The 20,081-nt window shown below is 55.5% G+C and carries 17 protein-coding genes; 6 read left to right on the top strand and 11 right to left on the bottom strand.

Features of this window, described 5'->3' with window-relative positions; translation table 11 throughout:
- Positions 1 to 157: 157 nt before the first annotated feature.
- The 7 genes from ACI1P1_RS02910 to ACI1P1_RS02880 form a co-directional block, all read right to left on the bottom strand.
- Entirely contained in the window at positions 158 to 325 is a 168-nt protein-coding gene (locus tag ACI1P1_RS02910; protein ID WP_416214863.1) for a hypothetical protein, read from the bottom strand.
- 104 nt (positions 326 to 429) lie between these two features.
- Complete coding sequence (gltA, locus tag ACI1P1_RS02905; RefSeq protein ID WP_416214862.1) at positions 430 to 1,824, bottom strand: NADPH-dependent glutamate synthase; 1,395 nt, start codon at positions 1,822 to 1,824, stop codon at positions 430 to 432.
- Between the two features lie 6 nt (positions 1,825 to 1,830).
- Positions 1,831 to 2,658 (bottom strand): sulfide/dihydroorotate dehydrogenase-like FAD/NAD-binding protein, encoded by an 828-nt coding sequence (locus ACI1P1_RS02900; protein ID WP_416214861.1) that lies wholly within the window; start codon positions 2,656 to 2,658, stop codon positions 1,831 to 1,833.
- A gap of 124 nt (positions 2,659 to 2,782) precedes the next feature.
- Entirely contained in the window at positions 2,783 to 3,361 is a 579-nt protein-coding gene (locus ACI1P1_RS02895; RefSeq protein ID WP_416214860.1) for a hypothetical protein, read from the bottom strand.
- Positions 3,362 to 3,374: 13 nt separating this feature from the next.
- Complete coding sequence (locus ACI1P1_RS02890) at positions 3,375 to 3,794, bottom strand: L,D-transpeptidase (protein ID WP_416215169.1); 420 nt, start codon at positions 3,792 to 3,794, stop codon at positions 3,375 to 3,377.
- Positions 3,795 to 4,016: 222 nt separating this feature from the next.
- Positions 4,017 to 4,850 (bottom strand): hypothetical protein, encoded by an 834-nt coding sequence (locus ACI1P1_RS02885; protein WP_416214859.1) that lies wholly within the window; start codon positions 4,848 to 4,850, stop codon positions 4,017 to 4,019.
- Between the two features lie 27 nt (positions 4,851 to 4,877).
- A complete protein-coding gene (locus tag ACI1P1_RS02880; RefSeq protein WP_416214858.1) occupies positions 4,878 to 5,933 on the bottom strand; it encodes a SepM family pheromone-processing serine protease in 1,056 nt (351 codons plus the stop codon).
- Positions 5,934 to 6,297: 364 nt separating this feature from the next.
- On the opposite strand from ACI1P1_RS02880, the gene ACI1P1_RS02875 reads away from it, so the two are divergent.
- The 4 genes from ACI1P1_RS02875 to ACI1P1_RS02860 all read left to right on the top strand — a co-directional run bounded on the left by ACI1P1_RS02875 (position 6,298) and on the right by ACI1P1_RS02860 (position 11,428).
- The gene (locus ACI1P1_RS02875) at positions 6,298 to 6,882 is read left to right on the top strand and encodes a 50S ribosomal protein L25 (protein ID WP_416214857.1); all 585 of its coding nucleotides are present in this window, start codon (positions 6,298 to 6,300) and stop codon (positions 6,880 to 6,882) included.
- A 165-nt stretch (positions 6,883 to 7,047) separates the two neighbouring features.
- Positions 7,048 to 8,103, top strand: coding sequence for a FecCD family ABC transporter permease (locus ACI1P1_RS02870; RefSeq protein ID WP_416214856.1), 1,056 nt, complete (start codon positions 7,048 to 7,050; stop codon positions 8,101 to 8,103).
- A complete protein-coding gene (locus tag ACI1P1_RS02865) occupies positions 8,100 to 9,158 on the top strand; it encodes a FecCD family ABC transporter permease (protein ID WP_416214855.1) in 1,059 nt (352 codons plus the stop codon). Before ACI1P1_RS02870 ends, ACI1P1_RS02865 begins: the two co-directional genes overlap by 4 nt.
- 557 nt (positions 9,159 to 9,715) lie before the next feature.
- Positions 9,716 to 11,428, top strand: a complete 1,713-nt coding sequence (locus tag ACI1P1_RS02860; RefSeq protein ID WP_416214854.1) for an ABC transporter ATP-binding protein — start codon at positions 9,716 to 9,718, stop codon at positions 11,426 to 11,428.
- 497 nt (positions 11,429 to 11,925) lie between these two features.
- On the opposite strand, the gene ACI1P1_RS02855 is transcribed toward ACI1P1_RS02860, so the two are convergent.
- The 3 genes from ACI1P1_RS02855 to ACI1P1_RS02845 are packed head-to-tail and all read right to left on the bottom strand — an operon-like array spanning position 11,926 to position 15,178.
- Positions 11,926 to 13,092, bottom strand: coding sequence for an ABC transporter permease (locus ACI1P1_RS02855; RefSeq protein ID WP_416214853.1), 1,167 nt, complete (start codon positions 13,090 to 13,092; stop codon positions 11,926 to 11,928).
- On the bottom strand, positions 13,079 to 14,221 hold the full coding sequence (locus tag ACI1P1_RS02850) for an ABC transporter permease (protein ID WP_416214852.1): 1,143 nt from the start codon (positions 14,219 to 14,221) through the stop codon (positions 13,079 to 13,081). The genes ACI1P1_RS02855 and ACI1P1_RS02850 overlap by 14 nt, the downstream gene beginning before the upstream one ends.
- 21 nt (positions 14,222 to 14,242) lie before the next feature.
- Positions 14,243 to 15,178: an ABC transporter ATP-binding protein gene (locus tag ACI1P1_RS02845; protein ID WP_416214851.1), complete on the bottom strand. Its 936-nt coding sequence runs from the start codon at positions 15,176 to 15,178 to the stop codon at positions 14,243 to 14,245.
- Between the two features lie 187 nt (positions 15,179 to 15,365).
- Here ACI1P1_RS02845 and ACI1P1_RS02840 point away from each other — a divergent pair, with 187 nt between their 5' ends.
- Positions 15,366 to 16,451 carry a sensor histidine kinase gene (locus tag ACI1P1_RS02840; protein WP_416214850.1) on the top strand — a complete coding sequence of 362 codons (1,086 nt, stop codon included), beginning with the start codon at positions 15,366 to 15,368 and terminating at the stop codon, positions 16,449 to 16,451.
- Complete coding sequence (locus ACI1P1_RS02835; protein ID WP_416214849.1) at positions 16,448 to 17,068, top strand: response regulator; 621 nt, start codon at positions 16,448 to 16,450, stop codon at positions 17,066 to 17,068. The genes ACI1P1_RS02840 and ACI1P1_RS02835 overlap by 4 nt, the downstream gene beginning before the upstream one ends.
- 913 nt (positions 17,069 to 17,981) lie before the next feature.
- Here the strand turns inward: ACI1P1_RS02835 and ACI1P1_RS02830 are convergent.
- On the bottom strand, positions 17,982 to 20,033 hold the full coding sequence (locus ACI1P1_RS02830) for an NTTRR-F1 domain (RefSeq protein WP_416214848.1): 2,052 nt from the start codon (positions 20,031 to 20,033) through the stop codon (positions 17,982 to 17,984).
- Between the last annotated feature and the right edge of the window lie 48 nt (positions 20,034 to 20,081).

Here is a 20,081-nt window from a genome sequence, read left to right as displayed (position 1 = left end):
TGAGTTCCGTTAGGGCAGGCGCACCGCCAGCAGCACGGATCGGCGAGTCCGTAATAACCATGAAAAAGCCTGTTTACGGAAAAGACACTTTTCCGCGAACAGGCTATTTGGCGCTATTTTGTACGTAATGGAAACGTTGTTTGAAACAGGCGGGCGGTCAGCCCAGGTACTCCACCCTGCGGTGCAGAGACACATTGTCTCCGTAAGTGCTGCGGAGGGTCTGGAGCAGATCCACCATCATCCAGTACATCTCTCGGGGACGCTGGTTGGCAGGCCTTACGGTGTCGATCCGCACGCCATTCACAACTACATCAAGAACGATCATTACGCGTCACGACCTTTCCATGAGCTATCGTTTTGAGTTGACTATAACACAAATGGATAGGTCGTGTAAAAATATTTAATCAATTCAGATTATTAATTTTTTGTTTACGCCCCTTGAAGGGTTTGGTGGATGGCCGCGGCGGCTTTTTTGCCTGCGCCCATGGCGAGAATGACCGTTGCCGCACCCGTGACCACATCCCCGCCCGCATACACCCGGGGTTTACTGGTTTCCATGGTGGCTTCCTCCACGATGATCCCGCCCCAGCGTTGGGTGGAGAGGCCCGGAGTGGTGGAACGGATCAGCGGGTTGGGGCTTTGGCCGATGGCGATGATCACCGTATCCAGCTCCAAACCGAAGATGCTGTCCGCCTTCTCCACAGGGCTGCGGCGTCCGCTGGCATCGGGTTCGCCCAGCTCCATCTCCACACATTCCATACCGGTAACCCAGCCGTTTTCGCCTGTGATCCGGACCGGGTTCACCAACAGCTTGAACTGAATGCCTTCCTCTTGGGCATGATGGATTTCCTCCCGGCGGGCGGGAAGTTCATCCATGCCTCTGCGGTACACAATGGAAACCTCCTCGGCACCCAGGCGCAAAGCGGTGCGCGCTGCATCCATGGCCACATTGCCGCCGCCCACCACAGCCACCTTTTTGCCGATGCGGACCGGTGTGGGGCTGTTGGGGAAGTCATAGGCCTTCATCAGATTGACCCGGGTCAAAAACTCATTGGCGGAATATACGCCGTTCAGGTTTTCGCCGTCAATGCGCATAAACCGTGGCAGTCCTGCGCCGCTGCCCACGAATACAGCCTGGAAGCCGTCCTCGAACAGCTCATCTACGGTAATGGAGCGGCCTACCACCACATTGCGCTCGATTTTGACGCCGAGGCTGACCACCTTCTCGATTTCCTCCTCCACCAGGGACTTGGGCAGGCGGAACTCGGGAATACCGTACATCAGCACACCGCCCAAGGCATGGAGAGCCTCGAACAGCGTAACCTCATAACCCAGCTTGGCCAGATCGCCTGCGCAGGTCAGACCTGCGGGACCGCCACCTACCACCGCAACCTTGCTGCCGTTGGCAGGCATAGCAGGCTCCTCCGGCAGCTTGTGGACCATGCCGTAGTCTGCTGCGAACCGCTCCAGGCGGCCGATACCCACAGGTTCAGCCTTTTTGCCGCGGATGCAGCTTCCTTCACATTGGGATTCCTGCGGGCACACCCGGCCGCAGACGGCAGGCAGATTATTCTCCTGTTTGATGATCCGGTAGGCGCTTTCGAAATTTCCGGCGGCGATTTCGCCAATGAAATCCGGGATCGGCACGTTCACCGGGCAGGCGTTCACACAGGGCTTATTCTTGCATTGCAGGCAGCGGGTTGCTTCTTCCATCGCCTGTTCAGCCGTATAACCCAGGGCCACCTCCAGGAAATTCCTCCCCCGCACAAGAGGCGGCTGCTCAGGCATGGCTACCTTCACCGGGCTCATGTTCGCTCTAGGCATTCTCCCTCACGCTCCTCTTCCGATACGGCAGGCATGGGCTTCCATTTCCTTGTACATGCCCTGTCTGCGTATACATTCGTCGAAGTCCACCAGAAGACCGTCAAAATCCGGACCGTCCACACAGGCAAACCGGGTTTCCTCACCTACAGTGACCCGGCAGCCGCCGCACATGCCCGTGCCGTCGATCATGATGGGATTGAGGGATACCCCGGTGGGAATCCCCAAAGGTTTGGTAATGTCCACAACCGCCTTCATCATGGGCAAAGGACCGATGGCAATGACCTCGTCATAGACGTGGCCGTTATGTAAAAGCTGCTTCAGAATATCCGTCACAAAACCCTGGATGCCGCAGGAGCCGTCGTTGGTTGCCATATAAAGCTGGCCGCAGAAGGCCTCGAATTCCTGCTCCAGGATAATCAGATCCTTGCTTCTTCCTCCCAATATCACGTCCACCTCGGCTCCGGTTTCCTTCCACTTGCGGAGCTGGGGGTACAGAGGCGCCGCACCTACACCGCCGCCGATGCCGAGAATCCGCTTCTTGCCGGGATGGATATCTGCCGGGCGTCCCAGCGGTCCGGCGAAATCCGAGATGCCTTCGCCAACGGCCTTCTCCGCCAATCGGGTGGTGGAATAGCCGACGATTTGATAGATAATGGTTACCGATTGCCGTTCCCGGTCATAATCCGCGATGGTGAGGGGAATACGCTCTCCGCCTTCCTCCACCCGGACCATCACAAATTGCCCCGGCTCGCATTTGCGCGCTACATACGGCGCATGCACGACCAGAAGCTCGACAGCATCGTTCAGCTTGCGCTTTTCAAGTATCGTGTACATGTTGGCTCTCCTTCTCAATCGAATACTTCTTCCATTATAGCGTCTTCCATCCGGCTCGATTGTTGGCGACTATGTATATTTGATGAAAAAAGGATAAAAAAAAGCCTCCGGATCAACCGGAGGATTAAGGCTGGGACAGGGTTTTGACCTTACCTTGGAATTGCGGCAGGCTCAATTGGTCGAAGGCGGAGAAGCCGCCGTTGGCCAGCAGGGCTACGGATTTTCCGTTATAAACCGGATAGAGTCCCTGCCATAAGCCGTTCAAGGTATAATAATCCGTGCCCCCGGCTTTCCGCAGGAAAAAGACGTAATCACCTGCTTCCAGAGGTCCGGTATAGGTTTTGTTCAGAGGGTCCGCGGCATCCGGCAGAGGCTCCACACCAGAGGTTAGCAGCTTAACGGGAGAAGCCGCGGAGCCTTTCCACACGGCATGTACACGAATCCGCTGGACATAATGGACGATCCGTCTGCCGGAGATTTCCTGTCCGGTAGGGTAGTTTTCCTGCCCGTCCTCCAGATGCCCCTCCACAATCAAATCAGCGCTTTGGGCAAGCGCCTTTTCCGAGACGGCGGGTTGGACGGGCACGGGAATTCCGCCGGGCTGGGGAGCGGCCGTAGCCGGGGACGGCACTCCCAAAAGTGCAGCCGCTATGGAAATATGTACAGAGAGCCGTTTCCACGGCTGTAGAAACCCCTTTTTCATACCACGAATCCTTTCAGTCATCCGTAATCAAAACACGGGTTTTCAGCGGGATATGCCGGTACAGGTATTCCACATCCTTGTTGCGCATGCGGATACACCCGGAGCTGGCGGACAAACCGATGGACCAGGGCCGGTTCGTGCCGTGAATGCCGTATTTATAACCGCCGTCTATGCTTAAGCCCATCCAGCGGGTACCCAGCGGATTGTCGGGATGTCCGCCAGCGATTTTTTTGCGCATATAATAAGGCTTGTGGACCTTAGTCACGATCCGGAATTCCCCCTCCGGTGTGAGATCTCCGCGTCCGGTGGCAACCGGGAAGGTGTACAGCACCTGACCGTTCATCACAACCTGAAGCTGATGCCTCTTTTTGTGGATGGCCAGATACAGCTCTTCCTCTCCCACAATGGGGGCACGGGGAGCCGTTGGGGTCATCTGTTCCAAACGGGCGGCATCCTGGACAGGATCGGCTTGGGCGGACGGAACATTCCATATAAGCAATAAACACAAGGCCGTAACAAGAAGGGCTAATGGAACCAACCTGGCTGTGCGCAATTACATTCACCTCCACGTTAGCCTGTGCAGGAAACCTTCCGCCCATTCATACAAAAACCCCGCAAATGAAAGCGGGGGAGGGTATCGTTTGTATGCAGTTTTTTATTGGGAAAGCCACTCCAGCACCTTGACGGCATTGTCCTTCTTGTTGGCATTCACCCGGATCAGGGCGATTTTCTCCACATCGGGCAGCTTCAATTCTTTAATGGCCGGATGGTTGGAGACGTCGATGCCTGACCAGACCGTCTCACCTGTATCTGATTCGCCAGTGCGGCGTTTCTCCTGGGGAACGGAGGCAAGGGACGGGATATTATCTAATCGGAGGAAAGCCCCTTGTTTGCTGAACCTGGCGTAATTGGTTTTGTCCATAATGTAGATATCCGCCTTGTCCGCGGCCATAGAGATAATCGCTTTTTGCATCATGGCCATGCCGTATTCATCCTTGGGATCCGTAGGCGAATATTGGTTGACGATATGGATATCCTTCCAGTCGGTCATCTGCTCCAGGGTTTTCACCTCAAAGCTGTCCAGCTCCCCCTGGATCTGATAGTCCGTGAAAAAAGTCACCTTTAAATCCGCCCGTTCGATTCTTTTTTCCTCACTGCGGTTCTGGATGATGCTGGAGGCGGTGAAAAATACGATAAGCACCGCGGCGATGGTTCCGATAATATGCCAACGGTAATATTCGTACACATACTCGATTTTCCCGAAGGTTTTGTTCTTCGGCTCCTTCTTGCGGATCTCTTCCTCAATGGCAATGCCTTTAATGAAGTTATACGCTTTGGTAATCTCATCCATAGAAGGCGCACCGGGATCTTGCCCTGCCGTCTGCTTCTTGCTGCGTAGCAGGAGCACCGTGTACCGTTTTTCTACTTCCTCGTCTGTGGCATTCTCATCCAAACCCAGCGTTGCGTACGCCTTTTTTGTGTCCATCATGCTCTTCTAGATCCTCCTGACATGTAATTAACCTTGGTCCGGCAGCCCGGCCAGGAAAGCAGCCGCTTCCTTCAGCGTGGCCACGGGGACCAGCTTCATTTTGGTGGAATAGCTTTGAAGAAAAGCCTCGGCCTCCTTTTGGTTGCCGTCGCTTGCCAGCACATCCTTGGGGCACAGGAAGTAGGCTGCGCCTTCCCGGCTGGCGGCCACCAGCTTGTAACGGATGCCCCCGATCTGCCCCACATTGCCTTTGGCGTCAATGGTGCCCGTGCCGGCAATTTTGAGCCCACGGGTATAATCCTTTTGCTCCAGCTTGGACACAATGTCCAGCGTCAGCATTAGACCGGCGGAGGGGCCGCCGATGTCATCCAGCTTGAATTTTACGGGAATGTCGGGGAGCGCTTTCCTTACCGGAGAAAAATAAAACCCGATGCCTGCCCGGGAGGCTCCGCCGCCGTCATCCAACTTCACAAGAGTCACGGTTTCCTCCAGCGTTTTTTTGCCCCGTTGAATCTGGACCTTCACTGCATCCCCCGGCTTGCGGTTCTTCAGTTGAAGTGCCAGCTCCTCGGAATTGCGGATGGGCTTGCCCTCAATACCTGTTACAATATCGCCTTCATGAAGCTTGCGCGAGGCCAGGGTATCCTTCAGGAAAGAGCGGATGATAACGCCGGTTTCGTCCACTTGAAGAGGCTTGTTCAAATAGTCATAAGCCGCCATCACGGCGCTGGCCTCTGAGTCCACGCGCATCCATTCCGTTAATTGGTTATACGCGTCAACATCGGATACGTTCCCGATGGCCTGCTCCACAGGAACAGTTTCCGTATATTTCTCCTTCACCCTGACAAAGGCATATTCCAGAATGCTCGGTTTAATATGCTGGAGGACGGTAGTAAAGAGAAAATCCCCTTTTTCCTGCCAATCCGAGCCCTCCACACTGACCCTGGTTTTCACCGCCTCCGCCGACCCCGGTGTTTTCACGAAATAGGGGAGCGGGTAAAACAGCAAAAATCCCAGAATGGCTGCCAGAGCCACTGTACCCCCAAGCCGGGCCTTGCTCCAGGAGGACCTGTTGTTGGACATGCGCGTTACCTCGTTAGTGGATTTTACCTAATCATAACGGGTTTGGAGAGCGGATTCAATCCTTCATCCCTTGATCGGAGCCGGAGGCCGGATAAGTGGCTGATATTAGAGATATGCGGCTGCCGCGACACCAAAATTTGCAAAAAGGAAGGATCCGGGTGGAAACAGAAGGAAATCGGGCATATTTACCCGGTACATCCGGTTAAGGGGACAAGAGCCCTCTCAGACCCGGGTATCCGCCAATAGCTCCGGTTAAACGGAGATTCTGATTCCCCGCCTGGTGTTATAATAAAAACAGGTGCACTTTTCCAAGTGGCTATACGGAAAAGAGGCAGCGAATCTTGTATGACGGGAGGACAAGTTTATGTTCGTCAAGCTTCAGGCAGAACCGCGCAGCACGTTCACGAAATCGGCCAAATCCGAATTGCGTAAGGCAGGCCGCGTTCCCGCTGTAGTGTACGGCAAGAAATTTTCCGGCACCCCGATTACGGTTAATGAAAAAGAGGTACAGCAGATTTTGAGCACACGCCCCAATACTCTAATTGAGCTGGAGGTTCAGGGGGAGTTCCGAGATACCGCCGTTATCCGGGAAATCCAGCGGGACAGCTTCAGCCGCAGGATCCTATCCTTGGCTTTCCACCAGGTGACCCGCAATGAGCCGGTCCGGGTGAGTGTGCCGCTGGAGCTGATGGTAACCCCCGAGGATAAGGAGCTGGAGGTGCAGTTCCTTCATTACGAGCTGGAGGTTATGTGTCTGCCGGATCAGATTCCGGCGGTGCTTCAGGTAGACCCGGAGCCGCTGCGTCAGGGACGGGCTTTGCTGGTAGAGGATATTCAAATGCCGGAGGGCGTGAAGACGCTGCTGCCCCCTGAAGAGGTAGTGGTGACCATTCTGAATGTGGCTGTGCCGCAAGCTCCGGTGGAGAGTGAAGAAGAGGTCACGGCCTAAGGGCTTGGATTATGGAATCATAATACGAAGATAAGCGCGCTGCTTGTTTCCTCCGGGAGACAGGCGGCGTTTTTGTGATGAAATGAATTTACGCTTGGTGTTCCGGGAACCTTCCATTATAATGATAATGATATTCATTATTAGTTATTGGAAAGGAAGACCAGTATGTCAGTGGCACGAAACACAGCCCATGAACCGGCAAACGCAGCTGCCGCCTTGCGGTCAAGGCCTTGGGCCGCTTCTTTGATTTTGACGGCAGGCCTTGCCGTTCTGCTGTTGGGAATGGGGGCCTCCATTTCCTTCGGCGTGGCGGATATCGCCTGGCGCACCGTTTGGGAGGCGGTATTGCATTACAATCCTGATTTGTCCCAGCATCAAATTATTCATGAAATCCGTCTGCCCCGTGTGTTGGGTGCGGCATTGGTGGGAGCATCCTTAGCGGTGGCGGGGGCGATCATGCAGGGAGTGACCCGCAATCCCATGGCGGATTCGGGTCTTCTGGGGCTGAACGCGGGAGCCGGACTGGCGATGGCCATTTGTATGGCGATGTTTCCGGGACTTCCTTTTATGTACATGATCCTGTATGCTTTTATGGGAGCGGGGCTGGGTGCAGGCACGGTTTTTGGGCTAAGCTCAGCGGGGCGGGGCGGTATGACACCCATCCGGCTGGTGCTGGCAGGAGCCGCTGTCAGCGCTCTTCTGGCTGCGTTGAGCGAGGGCATTGCCCTCTATTATAGGATCGGGCAGGATCTGGCCTTCTGGTTTGCAGGCGGGGTTGCGGGTATCAAGTGGCTGCAGGTGGAAACCATGCTCCCTTGGATGGCGGCAGCCTTGGTGGGTGCTCTTCTGCTGTCCAAGTCCGTCACGCTGCTCAGCTTGGGCGATGACGTGGCGACGGGCTTAGGCCAGCGGACTCTGTTGGTGAAGGCGGCAGCTGCGGTGATTGTAATTGTGCTGGCCGGTGCATCCGTCTCTGTGGCGGGGGCGGTAAGCTTCATCGGTTTGATAGTGCCCCATGTAACCCGTGCGCTGGTTGGGGTGGATTACCGCTGGGTGATCCCCTGTTCGGCGGTGCTGGGGAGTTTGCTTATGACTCTTGCCGATTTGGCCGCACGGATGGTGAACCCGCCGGTGGAAACACCGGTAGGGGCTATTATTGCCTTACTGGGTGTGCCCTTCTTCCTGTACCTGACCCGTAGAGACGGGAGGGGAATAGCATGAAGGTGTTGAACGACGGAGGAGGCAAAACAGCTTCCTTATATGAAGGGCAAAGGCGTCGCCTTGGACGGGCTATGGCGGTAAGCGGCATTTTGGCGGGATTGGTGCTGGTGGTTTTCGCCATCAGTCTGAATGCCGGGCAAACCCGGATGCCTCCTCTGGATGTGCTCAAAACCCTTCTCGGCCAGGGTACGGAGAAGCAGGCCTTGATTCTGTTTCAATTTCGTTTGCCCCGTATGGTAATCGCCATATTGGTGGGGGCAGGCCTTGCAGTAGCCGGATGTATTTTTCAAGCGGTGTTCCGTAATCCGCTGGCCGACCCCGGTCTGGTCGGGGTGAATGCGGGAGCCAGCCTGGCTGTGCTGGTGTTTGTTGCGTTTTTTTCGACTGCGGCGGCGGCACCGGTGTTTTTACTGCCGTTTCTGGCGTTTGCGGGAGCGGGCGGGGCGGCGGCGCTCATCTTCCTGTTGTCCTATAAACGGGGCAGGGGGTTGTCCGCCACCCGCCTGATTTTGACGGGCATTGCCGTTGCTGCAGGCCTCAATGCGGCTATTATCGTGCTGACCTTGCGGATCGATCCGGCGAAATATCAATTTGCTGCTACGTGGATGGCCGGAACCATCTGGGGCAGCAACTGGAAGTTTGTGGGCACGCTGCTGCCATGGCTGGTGGTACTGGTGCCGCTTGCCTTGTTTAAAGCCCCTGTGCTGAATATGCTCAGCCTGGGGGATGATACCGCCACCGGTCTGGGTGTGGCGGCTGGACGCCAGCGGGTGCTGCTGCTGTCCGCTGCGGTTGGCATCGCCGGCGCGTGTGTGGCGGTGTCCGGGGGCATCAGCTTCGTAGGGCTGATCTGCCCCCATCTGGCCCGCTCGCTGGTCGGGCCCCGCCACCAGCAGCTGATTCCCGCGGCTGCGCTGTGTGGTGCGCTGCTGCTGCTGACGGCGGATACGCTGGGCCGCGTGATTCTGCAGCCGGCGGAGGTGCCTGCCGGGATTGTGGTGGCGGTGATCGGCGCGCCGTATTTCCTGTATCTGCTGGCCAAGGCCAAGAGCTGAGGCGTGAGCGGGTGTGGAGCAGCATGTGTGTGCGGGCGCGGAGTGGGCTGTCGGGTGTAGAGCAGCATGTGTGTGCGGGCGGAGTGGGCTGGTGCGGCTGACCGCGACGGCTGCCCTGCGATTGCGCGTGCGGCAGCGCCCAAACGGTCCTGTTTCGACCTGCGTAGCCGGAAGAGACAATTCTAACGGAAGCAGCCGCCGCTATTTGGCTAAAAGGCGGGAGTTGGGAAACCTAACGGAAGTGAGCGCCGTTATTCGCCCGGAAATGGGCTTAAACAAGGCCATTTGATGGAAATAGCGGCTCTGGCCGCCGTTAGAATTTTTGCTGCGTTTTTTTGGGGCAAATAACGGCTGTGACCGCCGTTAGAATTTGGGACCGGGGAACTGCCTCCCGGCAAAGTCCAGTGAAAACAAGCGGAGGAAGTATTGACCCCGGCAAAGCTCAGGGAATACATACGAAAGAAGCTTTGACCTTGGCATTGCCCCCGGGCAAGGCTTAGCGAATTTTACGAAGTAAACTTTGCCGTTATAAGGCAAAGTTCTCAGGAGGGAATGTGTTGCTGCGTCAATTTTTTGCCTATTACCGGCCTTACAAAAAGCTGTTTATCCTGGACTTTACCTGTGCGGTAGTGGTGGCTCTGCTGGAGCTGGTGTTCCCTCTGGCGGTTAACCAGGTGGTGGACAAGCTTCTGCCTACAGAAAATTGGAAATGGATCGTATGGGCCTGCCTGGGGCTCCTGGGCATCTACCTGATTAATATGGTGCTGCACTTCATCGTGACGTACTGGGGACATAAGCTGGGGATCAACATCGAAACGGATATGCGCAAAAAGATGTTCGATCACCTGCAGAAGCTCTCCTTCCGGTACTTTGACAACACCAAAACAGGCAACCTCATGTCCCGGATCGCCAATGACCTGCTGGAAATCGGCGAAATGGCCCATCACGGCCCGGAGGATCTGTTTATTGCAGTGATGACACTTATCGGGGCCTTTTTCCTGATGCTCGGGATCAACTGGAAGCTGGCGCTGCTGACTTTCGTGGTGGTGCCGTTTCTGCTCAGCTTTACCTTGTACTTCAACAAAAAAATGATGGGCGCCTTCCGCAGCATGATGTCGGAGCTGGCGGAAGTGAACTCCCGGGTAGAAGACAGCATCGGCGGCATCCGTGTGGTGCAGGCGTTTGCCAATGAAGCCCACGAAAAGAAGCTGTTCGCCGTTAACAACGGCCGCTTCCGCAAAACCAAGCTGACCTCCTATAAAATTATGGCCTGGAACACTTCCGTCAGCTACATTCTCATGCGGTTTGTTACTGTGTTCGTGCTCCTGTGCGGAACCTGGTTTGTGCTGCAAAAGGAAATCAGCTACGGGGAATTCCTGGCGTTTATTCTGCTGACCAACGTGTTTCTGGGACCTATCCAGAAGATTAACACCATCATCGAGAGCTATCCCAAGGGAATCGCCGGCTTCAAGCGGTATATGGAAATTCTGGAGACGGAGCCTGATGTGGCAGACCGGCCGGATGCCCGGGAGGCTGGAACGCTGCGCGGCGATATCCGCTTTATGGGCGTTACCTTCGGTTATGATCCGGAGCGGCCGATATTGAACCGGGTGGATCTGGATATCCGGGCCGGAGAGACCATTGCGTTTGTGGGACCTTCGGGTGCGGGTAAAACCACACTGTGCAGCCTGCTGCCGCGGTTTTATGATGCACAGGAGGGGCGCATTACGGTAGACGGCACAGATATCCGTTCCCTCACGCTGAACTCTCTGCGCAGGCAGATTGGCATTGTCCAGCAGGATGTGTTTCTCTTCTCCGGCACCATCCGGGAGAATATCGCCTATGGGCGCCTGGATGCCTCTGAGGCGGATATCCGGGAGGCTGCCCGCCGCGCCAAGCTGGAGGAGCTGATCGAGTCCCAGCCGGAAGGGCTGGAGACGGTTATCGGCGAACGGGGCGTGAAGCTTTCGGGCGGCCAAAAGCAGCGTCTGGCCATCGCGCGGATGTTCCTGAAGAATCCGCCGATTCTGATCCTGGATGAGGCTACCTCGGCTTTGGATACGGAAACCGAAGCGGCCATCCAGCAGTCTCTGGCGGAGCTGTCGGAGGGGCGGACCACGCTGGTGATTGCCCACCGTCTGGCGACCATCCGGAACGCAGACCGGATTGTGGTGGTGACGGAGGAGGGCATCGCCGAAAACGGCACCCACGAGGAGCTGTTGGAGCAGGGCGGCATTTACAGCCGTTTGCATAATGCCCAGTTCCGTTAAGAGAGTACAAGTGCAACGAAATAGAGAAAAGCCGGTGGAGGTCTAAGTTCCTCCCCGGCTTTTTTTATTTTGCGATGCTTCCCTCATGGCGCTGAAGATTTTTCGTACCGTCGTTTCCCCAAACGCCTTCCCAACGTTCCACTTTCCTCCATTCAGTAACTCTTCCATTCGCTAACTCTTTCTTTTCGCAAAATGCAAAAGTGCAATTAATTCACCGACATGGTGCGAACGCGCTCCTCCTAAATGCAAAAGTGCATTTATTTTACCGCTTTTCTTACCAAGCAGATTATTTTGCCCGGAATAACTGCACTTTTGCAGGATAGCAGCGCCAACGGGCGGGTTCCTCTGGAAATAACTGCACTTTTGCAGGATGGGCCAAACGTGCAAAGTCAAAGCGGCCACCAGTTGTGCAGGATGGACCAAATGCGCGACGCAAAAGCTGCCGGCAGTTGTTTACTCGTGATCAGGATCCGTCCATAAAGACGATCAAGCTGCGCTTACGCCCTCAACCGGTTCCGTTTGGCCACCACCATGGAGATGGCGAAGAAAGCAACGGCGAAGCCTGCGGTGATGAGGATGTTGTTGAAGACGGGAGTGAGGCTGGACCAGGAGAAGTCCGTGAGGCTGCCGATTTTGCTGTTGGCCTGGACGTACCAGTAGGTTGGGGTGAAGCTGGCCAAACGCAGCACCGGACCGGCGATAAATTCCTGGGGAACGAAGACGCCGCTGATAAAAGCAGGGCCCAGAGCAGCCACGTTAGCAATGGCGCTGATGGCGTTGCGGCTTTTCACCAGATTGCCGATAAGAAAGCTTGCACTGGCAATACAAAGGGTAAAGACCAGGGAATTTAGGAGCAAATAAATCATATTAGGCGTGAACGAATCCTTCGGATCGAAGATAAAGCAGGCGCCTGTCATTAACAGCCAGGTTGCCCCGGTAAACACCAGGTTGGCCAGGTAAAACTGCAGGTTGATGCTTCCCGTCCGCAAGGGGGAGCAGAAATTCCGGCGGCTCAGATCCTTGTTGGTAAACACGATCATAATAGCGGATACCCCCAGAATCAGCACAGAGGTCAGCGTGTACGCCAGGAAGTTGAAATAATAGACGGAGAAGCTTTGGGAAATATCCTTCTTGCCTTCCGGATTGGACAGCTTTACTGTCGTGTCTACCGCCATATCCTGTTCTACCCGCTGTGCTGTATCCTGCTGGGTGATGCCGGAATTGTTCTTTGCGTACAATGCCGCTAAGCGCCAGTATTGATTGACGGTCAGATCCACATAGGCATTCTCCACGGAACCGGGCACGACGGTTTTCTGAAGCTGAAGCCCGTCACCCTTCAGGAAGGACTCTGTAAATCCGGCCGGGATGCGCAGGATGTAGGTAACATCGCGGAAAAACAGGGCATCCTGCAGCTTTTCTTTTTCATCGGGAAGCTCCACCAGCTGGGCTGTCCGGGACAGCTCTTTTTTGAAGCCCTCCACAAGCGGTGTGCTTTCCTCTGCCAAAAAGGCAATTTTGGCCTTGGTTTGATTGAAGCCCTTGGTTTGCTGGTTCACATTGGAGACGGTAATCAGAGTAGAGATGACCAGAAAGATGACGACATAAATGGAGATGGCCGGCAGGTTCTTCTGGATAATTTTCAAACACAGCTTAAAGACTGGCATATTTCCGCCTCCTGATTATGGCATAGGTTCCCAGGCAGAAGACCACGGCAAAGACGCCCATCAGGCCCAAATTCAGCAGGTACCGGTCCAGGGTATCGTAATAATAGAGGGAATAAAAGGCATCGGTCAGCAGGTTGATTGGGTTGAGATAGGACAGAATAGGCGCATTCTGGGAGATGATGTACTTCATATTGAGCATCATCATACCCGCCATGAAGGTGCCAACCATGGTGGCGCTGATCAGAATGGCGGTTTTGAGCCCTTCGCTTTTTTTGACGGCGGCGCTGATCAGGGAACCGAAGGACAATCCCAGAATACAGCCGACGAAAGCCGTCAGCAGCACATAGCCGATCCGTGGTCCGAAGTCTACATGGAGGGCAAAGGCCAGGTAGGCCAGCAGAATCAGGATTTCCACAAATTGGATTACCAGTGCTGCGGAAAGTCCCGCTACAAAAGCCTTAAGCTTATGGACCGGGGACATATTGATCCGGGCTGCCCGGGCTGAGAGGTTCGCCTGAATGTCCGTTACCTCCTGCAGGCCGAAGAAGCTGCCGTAGAAACAGGCCATGGCGATGAGGCTGTAGAAATAGTTAAGGACATTGTTGGGAGCGGAGCCGCCTGCAGCCACCTCTGTCACATATTCGCGGGAGAGGCCCATATCTTGAAGCAGCCCGTTTTGCAGCGCTTGGGGATTGGTTTTGAGAATCTGCCCGACCGCCGATGCTGTCTGCTGGTATTGGTCGGCAAAGCTCTTCATGATGCTTTGATTTAAGCCGGATTTTTTGACTGTCAGCGCAAGCGTCCCGTCCACGCTGAAGTAGCCCTCAATACTCCCTGATTCCAGCAACTGATCTGCTTCCTCCCGGCTGGAAACCTCCTTCAAATTGAAAATCCGGCTGTCCCCGCCGGAAACGGCTGTCAGGGTTTGCTGGAAGGAAACATCTTGCTTATATCCCGCGTCGTTTACCACGGCGGCCTCGATGGGCTTAAACGCTTCGGCGCTGTTTAAACCGGAGAAGGCCATATTAAAGAAGGTGGCCATCAGAAGAGGAAACAGCAGCGTCCAGAACATCAGCTCCTTGTTGCGGAGCAGGCATTTCATGCGGACAATAAAAATATGTGAGAACATAACATACCTCCCAAGGACTATTTAGTCCCGTAATTCCTTGCCGGTAATCTCCAGGAACACGTCGTTCAGCGTGGGGAGCTCAGAATAGATGCGCCCGAAGCTGATCTCCCGCATTTTCAAAAACTCCAGCACATTCTCCAGATTATTACGGCCCTTGCCTGATTTGATGGACAGGGTTTTATCGGTGGCTTCCGCGGATTCGATGCCCGGCAGCTTCCGGAGCGCCGCCAGCGCCTCCAGTTGGACGGGAGCGAAGGTTTCCACAGTTATTTTTTCACCGGTGGCGATCATTCCCTTCAGCTCCTCCTTGGTGCCTGCGGCAATCACCTTGCCCTTATCCATAATCACGATGCGGGAGCAGATCTGCTCGACCTCCTCCATGTAGTGGGAGGTGTACACAATCGTGGCGCCTTGTTCGTTCAGCCGCACAATGCCCTCCAGAATTTTATTCCGGCTTTGGGGGTCGACAGCCACGGTAGGCTCATCGAGAATGATCAGCTTGGGCTTGTGGGCAATGCCGCAGGCAATGTTCAGGCGCCGCAGGAGGCCGCCGCTGAGCTTCTTGGGATAATACTTGGTGAAATCCTCCAGCCCGACGAATTCAATAGCTTCCTTGACGAGCTTTTTGCGCTCTGTTTTGTCCGGTATATAAAGGCCGCAGAAGTAATTGATATTCTCATAAACGGTCAGTTCTTCAAAAACGGCCACGTTCTGCATGATGATGCCGATATCCCGCTTGATATCATAGGAGTCCGGCCTCATGGGTTTGCCGAACACCTCCACCTCGCCCTTGTCGTACTCCAGCAGCGAAAGGATGCAGTTAATGATGGTGGTTTTGCCGGAGCCGTTGGGCCCCAGCAGGCCGAAGATTTCCCCTTCCCGCACCTCCAGGGACAGATGATCCAATGCCAACAGGTCCTCGTACCGCTTCACCAGGTTTTTCACTTTAATCACCATATATGGCCTCCGCCTCTCGTCTTTATAACACTATGTTAACCTGTCTGGCCCCTGGAAATAAGTGCGCTGTGTCAGGAGCGCTGCATGACAAATGTCATTTCCGGCTTGAACTTGTCCCTCTTCCCCCTTGGGGGATGTGGTAAAATAGAGCTGCAATGATGCCGGTACCGCGAGGACGAATACGACGATGATGAATTTAACCGATAAAGTGATTTTGTTTGCCTCATGTCTGGTGGTTTATCTGTTGGATCCTGCCGCCGGTATGGAAATAGCGCCGGTGCTGACCGCCGTGATCATCGGCTGTTTGATGTTCTACTACGACAGCAAATATGCCAGCCTGCTGCTGGCCTCCGTGTTTATTGTCGCCTGTATTCCGATGCCGGGGCTGCTGTTCTTTTTTCCGCTGGTGGGATATGACCTGGTTTTCCGGCCTTGGCAGTGGATTGGGCTTGCTGCACTTGTACCGGTTGCGATTCACTGGGGACGCTCCGATGTGATGATGGCCGTGCTGGTGCTGCTGCTGGGATTCGCCGCCATTCTGAAACGGAGGACGGATGGACAATTGAAGCTGCTGGCCAGCTTTTATGAGCTGAGGGATTCCTCCCGGGAAATGGCACTTGTTCTGAAACGCCAGAATCAGGAGCTGATGGAGAAGCAGGATGACCGGATCAGCCTGGCTACCTTGAATGAGCGCAACCGCATTGCCCGGGAAATCCATGATAATGTGGGGCATCTGTTGTCCAGCTCGCTGCTGCAGATGGGGGCTATGCTTGCGGTGACGAAGGATGAAAAAGCCCGCCCGCCTCTTCTAACCTTGAAGGCAACTCTCTCGGAGGCTATGGACAGCATACGGCAGAGTGTGCATAATCTGTATGATGAATCTGTGGATCTGTATGCCCAGCTTAAGGAGCTGGCGGATAAATTCACCTTTTGCACCTTGGATTTTGACTATGAAATCCAAAGCAATCCGGATAAACGCCTGAAGTATGCGCTGATTTCTATCGTGAAAGAAGCCTTGTCCAATATTGTCCGGCATTCGAACGGCACTTGGGCCAGTGTGACCCTGCGGGAGCATCCGGCTTTTTATCAGCTGGTGGTCCGGGATAACGGACAGGTCAAGAGCATCAATACAGACAGCGGCATTGGACTCAAAAATATTGAAAGCCGCGTGGAAGCCTTCGAGGGGATCATGCGCGTACATACGAAGGACGGTTTTGCACTTTTTATTTCTATCCCTAAGGAAAAGACTGTGGAGGAGGCTGCGGCGGAATGAAGGTTGTGGTTGTGGATGACGACAAGCTGGTGACGGCTTCGCTGAAGACGATTCTGGAGGCGGAGGAGGATATTGCGGTTGCAGGCACCGGCAACAGCGGACGCGAGGGGGTTGAACTGTTCCGGAGTCTGGAGCCGGATATTCTCCTGATGGATATCCGCATGGAGGGGATGACGGGCATTGAAGCCGCGGAGGTGCTGCTGGGGGAGGAGCCAACCCGGAAAATTCTGTTTTTGACTACCTTTTCCGATGATGAATACATAGTGAAAGCGATCCGGCTGGGAGCCAAGGGATACATATTGAAGCAGGATTTTGAAAGCATTGTGCCGTCTCTGCGCACAGTGTACGGAGGCCAGCGTGTATTCGGGGACGAGATCATCACCCGGATCCCGGCTTTGCTGAACAAGGGCGTGAAGGCGGATTGGGCCCGTTTGGGCTTAAATGAGAAGGAATGGGACATTATTGTGCAGGTGGCCAACGGGTTGTCCAATAAGGAAATTGCCAAGGAGCTGTTCTTGAGCGAGGGTACAGTCCGCAATTATATCAGCATTATACTGGAAAAGCTGGAGCTGCGGGACCGTACCCAGCTGGCGATTTTTTACTTCCGGAACGGATAGGGCTTCAGCTCGTTGGAGGCGAGGGAGTCTGATGAAGGGGGGCGTCCGCGGGTAGTGAGCGGTGGGGGCGTGACGGTGGCAGGCAGTGAGCGGCGGGGCGGTGGGGGGCGTGACGGTGGCGGGCAGTGAGCAGCGGGGGGCTAACGAATCTCAGCCACGCTATTTCGCCCGTTTGGCCCGTCTTTCGGTTGTAACGAATCTGAGGCGCCTTATTCCGGCAAAAAGACGCTAAAACGAGCCCGGGCGCAAGCAATAGCGTGGCTCAGATTCGTTACATTTGCAAACCGGCGCTTTCAGGAGAAATAAGCTTTGTGAGATTCGTTAGAATCTCCCCAAAGTCCTGAAGCTGATTGATGCTTTAACTTAGCCTGCCGTTGGCCACCTCCAACAGTTGTTTATTGACCAATGCAGGTAACTGTTGTTAAAATCCAGCAGATCGTATTCGGGATTCAACTGCTGGAGACTCATAAAAACAGGGAACCAACTGTGAAAAAAACCGCCCCAACACGTCTGCTCCCAAAAGAGCATCACGTATCGAAGCGGTATGTGCTTCACAATGATAGTACAAAATATCGCGCCTAGAAGAAACGATTGAGCTAAACGAAGATTGCATCTGACGAAGGGGGGCTGGTGGGCAGGGGCCGTAGGTGTGGGTGAGGGCGTTCTAACGGATCTCAGCAACGTTATTTCACCATTTTGGCCCGTCTGCTGGTTGTAACGAATTTGTGGAACCTTAATTTGGTAAGAAGAAGCTGAAATGAGCCCGGGCGTAAGTAATAGCGTGGCTCAGATTCGTTACATTTTCAAACCGGTGCTTTCAGGAGAAATAAGCGTTGTGAGATTCGTTAGAAATTAGCTCCCGGCGGCTCTAGGGCCCGCCGGGAGTTTTTTGCAGAATGCTTGTATTGGCCGGTTAGCTCAGGCCCAGTCCTGCGCTTGCATAGCCGGTAAGAGTAATGACCAAGGTGGAGGTTCCGGAGAATACCATGAGCAAACGGGTCCCTTCGGTAACCGGAATAGACAATCCGCTGGTGGTGCCGGAGACGGTAGTGCCCAGCACAGTAACGGCCGGTAAGGTCATAGTAACGAGCGCGCCGGGAACGGGAGCGAAGGTATTGCTGTCCGGATCGGTGGATGCGTAGATCTGTGCGGTTACATCTGGAGTATCCAGCAGGGAAAGCCCCACCACTACACTGAAGAATGCGGAGATGGAGGTAATGGTTCCGTCACGCGGTACGACAAAGGCATAGTTGGTGGCAACTCCTGCTCCACCCACTAGGCTGATGTTGCCGCCAGTCAAGGAAACGCCGGGGAAGCTGCTGCCGAAGCCTACCAAGGTGGTGGTACCGACGATATTGCCGACCAAGCCGGTTAACACTGCCGGTGCTCCTGAGGCAAAAGGAATCACGGCGACGGATCCCGCCGCCCCGGTGGCGCCAGTAACGCCAGTGAGCCCGGTGGCGCCAGTAACGCCGGTGAGCCCGGTAGCGCCAGTAACGCCGGTGAGCCCAGTAAGCCCAGTAGTGCCTGTGTCGCCAGTAACGCCGGTAACGCCAGTGAGCCCAGTGGCGCCGGTCACACCGGTGAGCCCGGTGGCGCCGGTAACGCCGGTGAGCCCAGTAAGCCCAGTAGTGCCTGTGTCGCCAGTAACGCCGGTAACGCCGGTGAGCCCGGTGGCGCCAGTAACGCCAGTAACGCCAGTGAGCCCGGTGGCGCCGGTCACGCCGGTGAGCCCAGTAAGCCCAGTAGTGCCTGTGTCGCCAGTAACGCCGGTAACGCCAGTGAGCCCGGTGGCGCCAGTCACACCGGTGAGCCCAGTAAGCCCAGTAGTGCCTGTGTCGCCAGTAGCGCCCGTGCTGCCGGTTGCTCCAGTGTCACCGGTGACGCCAATAGCGCCCGTGCTGCCGGTAGCCCCAGAAACCCCGGTGGCACCGGTAACGCCAGGCAAGCCGGTTTCACCGGTAGCCCCAGAAACACCAGTAGCACCGGTAACGCCAGGTAAGCCGGTTTCGCCGGTAGCCCCAGAAACCCCGGTGTCACCGGTAGCACCAGGCAAGCCAGTGTCACCGGTAGCCCCTGTCGTCCCGACTCCGGTAGGCCCAGTCGCGCCTGTGGCGCCAATGTCACCAGTAGCACCGGTAGCGCCAGGCAAGCCAGTGTCACCGGTAGTCCCTGTCGTCCCGACTCCGGTGGACCCAGTCGCTCCAGTGGCTCCAGTGGCCCCGGTGCCGCCAGTGGCGCCGGTGTCGCCAGTAGCGCCGGTGCCGCCAGTGGCGCCCGTGCTACCGCTCGCTCCGGTCACACCCGTCGCCCCAGTCGTTCCGCCTCCGGTTGCGCCAGTAGTCCCCGTCGCTCCAGTGGTTCCGATAGAGCCAGATGTACCAGTCGCCCCGGTCGCGCCGGTAGCTCCTGTTGATCCTCCACCGGTAGGCCCGGTGGCTCCTGTTGCGCCCGGGCTGCCCGTGGCCCCGGTTGGCCCTGTTGCTCCACTTGTATTCAAATCAAGGGCATTCATCAAGATCACTTCATCCACCAGCATGCTGCTGGCAGCCGGCTGCGGAGCCAAACTGATGGAAATCTGGGCGGACACAGCCCCGGCAGGCGCAGGGGTAGTAACCCCCTCAAAAACTTGCCACTGTGCGTTGGTAAAGAAACCGGGAGGGACAATGAGGGTATAGCCTGCACCCAGATATTGCAAAGCGCCATTGAAGAAGTTTACCGTGACGACCACCGCAGGGCTCTGTCCGCCAAAGGGATAGGCCAAGGATAATGACACATACAATCCTTCTCCAGGAGCTACCCCCACGGCTTGCTGCAACGAAGCATTCGGCAGGCCGCTCAGCAGTTGGGCGCTCTGAAAGCCTCCTTTGGATATGGAGCTGACGGTTGTGTTCACGGAAACCCAGTTTGCCAAGCCCGTTTCAAAGCTTCCATTCACAATGCGGTTGTTTAATTGGATGGCCAAGATGATCACCTCGATTTTCGTTTAATAAACACAGAAAGATTCCACTTT

The sequence above is a fragment of the Paenibacillus mesotrionivorans genome, assembly GCF_046098205.1.
Taxonomy (GTDB): domain Bacteria; phylum Bacillota; class Bacilli; order Paenibacillales; family NBRC-103111; genus Paenibacillus_AR; species Paenibacillus_AR mesotrionivorans.
This window is presented reverse-complemented; position numbering and strand designations above follow the sequence as displayed.

Coding starts and splice junctions, on each gene's coding strand:
- ACI1P1_RS02850 (WP_416214852.1), bottom strand. CDS start 14,221: ATGTTCTCACATATTTTTATTGTCCGCATGAAATGCCTGCTCCGCAAC.
- ACI1P1_RS02840 (WP_416214850.1), top strand. CDS start 15,366: ATGATGAATTTAACCGATAAAGTGATTTTGTTTGCCTCATGTCTGGTG.
- ACI1P1_RS02835 (WP_416214849.1), top strand. CDS start 16,448: ATGAAGGTTGTGGTTGTGGATGACGACAAGCTGGTGACGGCTTCGCTG.
- ACI1P1_RS02875 (WP_416214857.1), top strand. CDS start 6,298: ATGTTCGTCAAGCTTCAGGCAGAACCGCGCAGCACGTTCACGAAATCG.
- ACI1P1_RS02845 (WP_416214851.1), bottom strand. CDS start 15,178: ATGGTGATTAAAGTGAAAAACCTGGTGAAGCGGTACGAGGACCTGTTG.
- gltA (WP_416214862.1), bottom strand. CDS start 1,824: ATGCCTAGAGCGAACATGAGCCCGGTGAAGGTAGCCATGCCTGAGCAG.
- ACI1P1_RS02900 (WP_416214861.1), bottom strand. CDS start 2,658: ATGTACACGATACTTGAAAAGCGCAAGCTGAACGATGCTGTCGAGCTT.
- ACI1P1_RS02885 (WP_416214859.1), bottom strand. CDS start 4,850: ATGATGGACACAAAAAAGGCGTACGCAACGCTGGGTTTGGATGAGAAT.
- ACI1P1_RS02895 (WP_416214860.1), bottom strand. CDS start 3,361: ATGAAAAAGGGGTTTCTACAGCCGTGGAAACGGCTCTCTGTACATATT.
- ACI1P1_RS02890 (WP_416215169.1), bottom strand. CDS start 3,794: ATGACCCCAACGGCTCCCCGTGCCCCCATTGTGGGAGAGGAAGAGCTG.
- ACI1P1_RS02910 (WP_416214863.1), bottom strand. CDS start 325: ATGATCGTTCTTGATGTAGTTGTGAATGGCGTGCGGATCGACACCGTA.
- ACI1P1_RS02870 (WP_416214856.1), top strand. CDS start 7,048: ATGTCAGTGGCACGAAACACAGCCCATGAACCGGCAAACGCAGCTGCC.
- ACI1P1_RS02865 (WP_416214855.1), top strand. CDS start 8,100: ATGAAGGTGTTGAACGACGGAGGAGGCAAAACAGCTTCCTTATATGAA.
- ACI1P1_RS02855 (WP_416214853.1), bottom strand. CDS start 13,092: ATGCCAGTCTTTAAGCTGTGTTTGAAAATTATCCAGAAGAACCTGCCG.
- ACI1P1_RS02880 (WP_416214858.1), bottom strand. CDS start 5,933: ATGTCCAACAACAGGTCCTCCTGGAGCAAGGCCCGGCTTGGGGGTACA.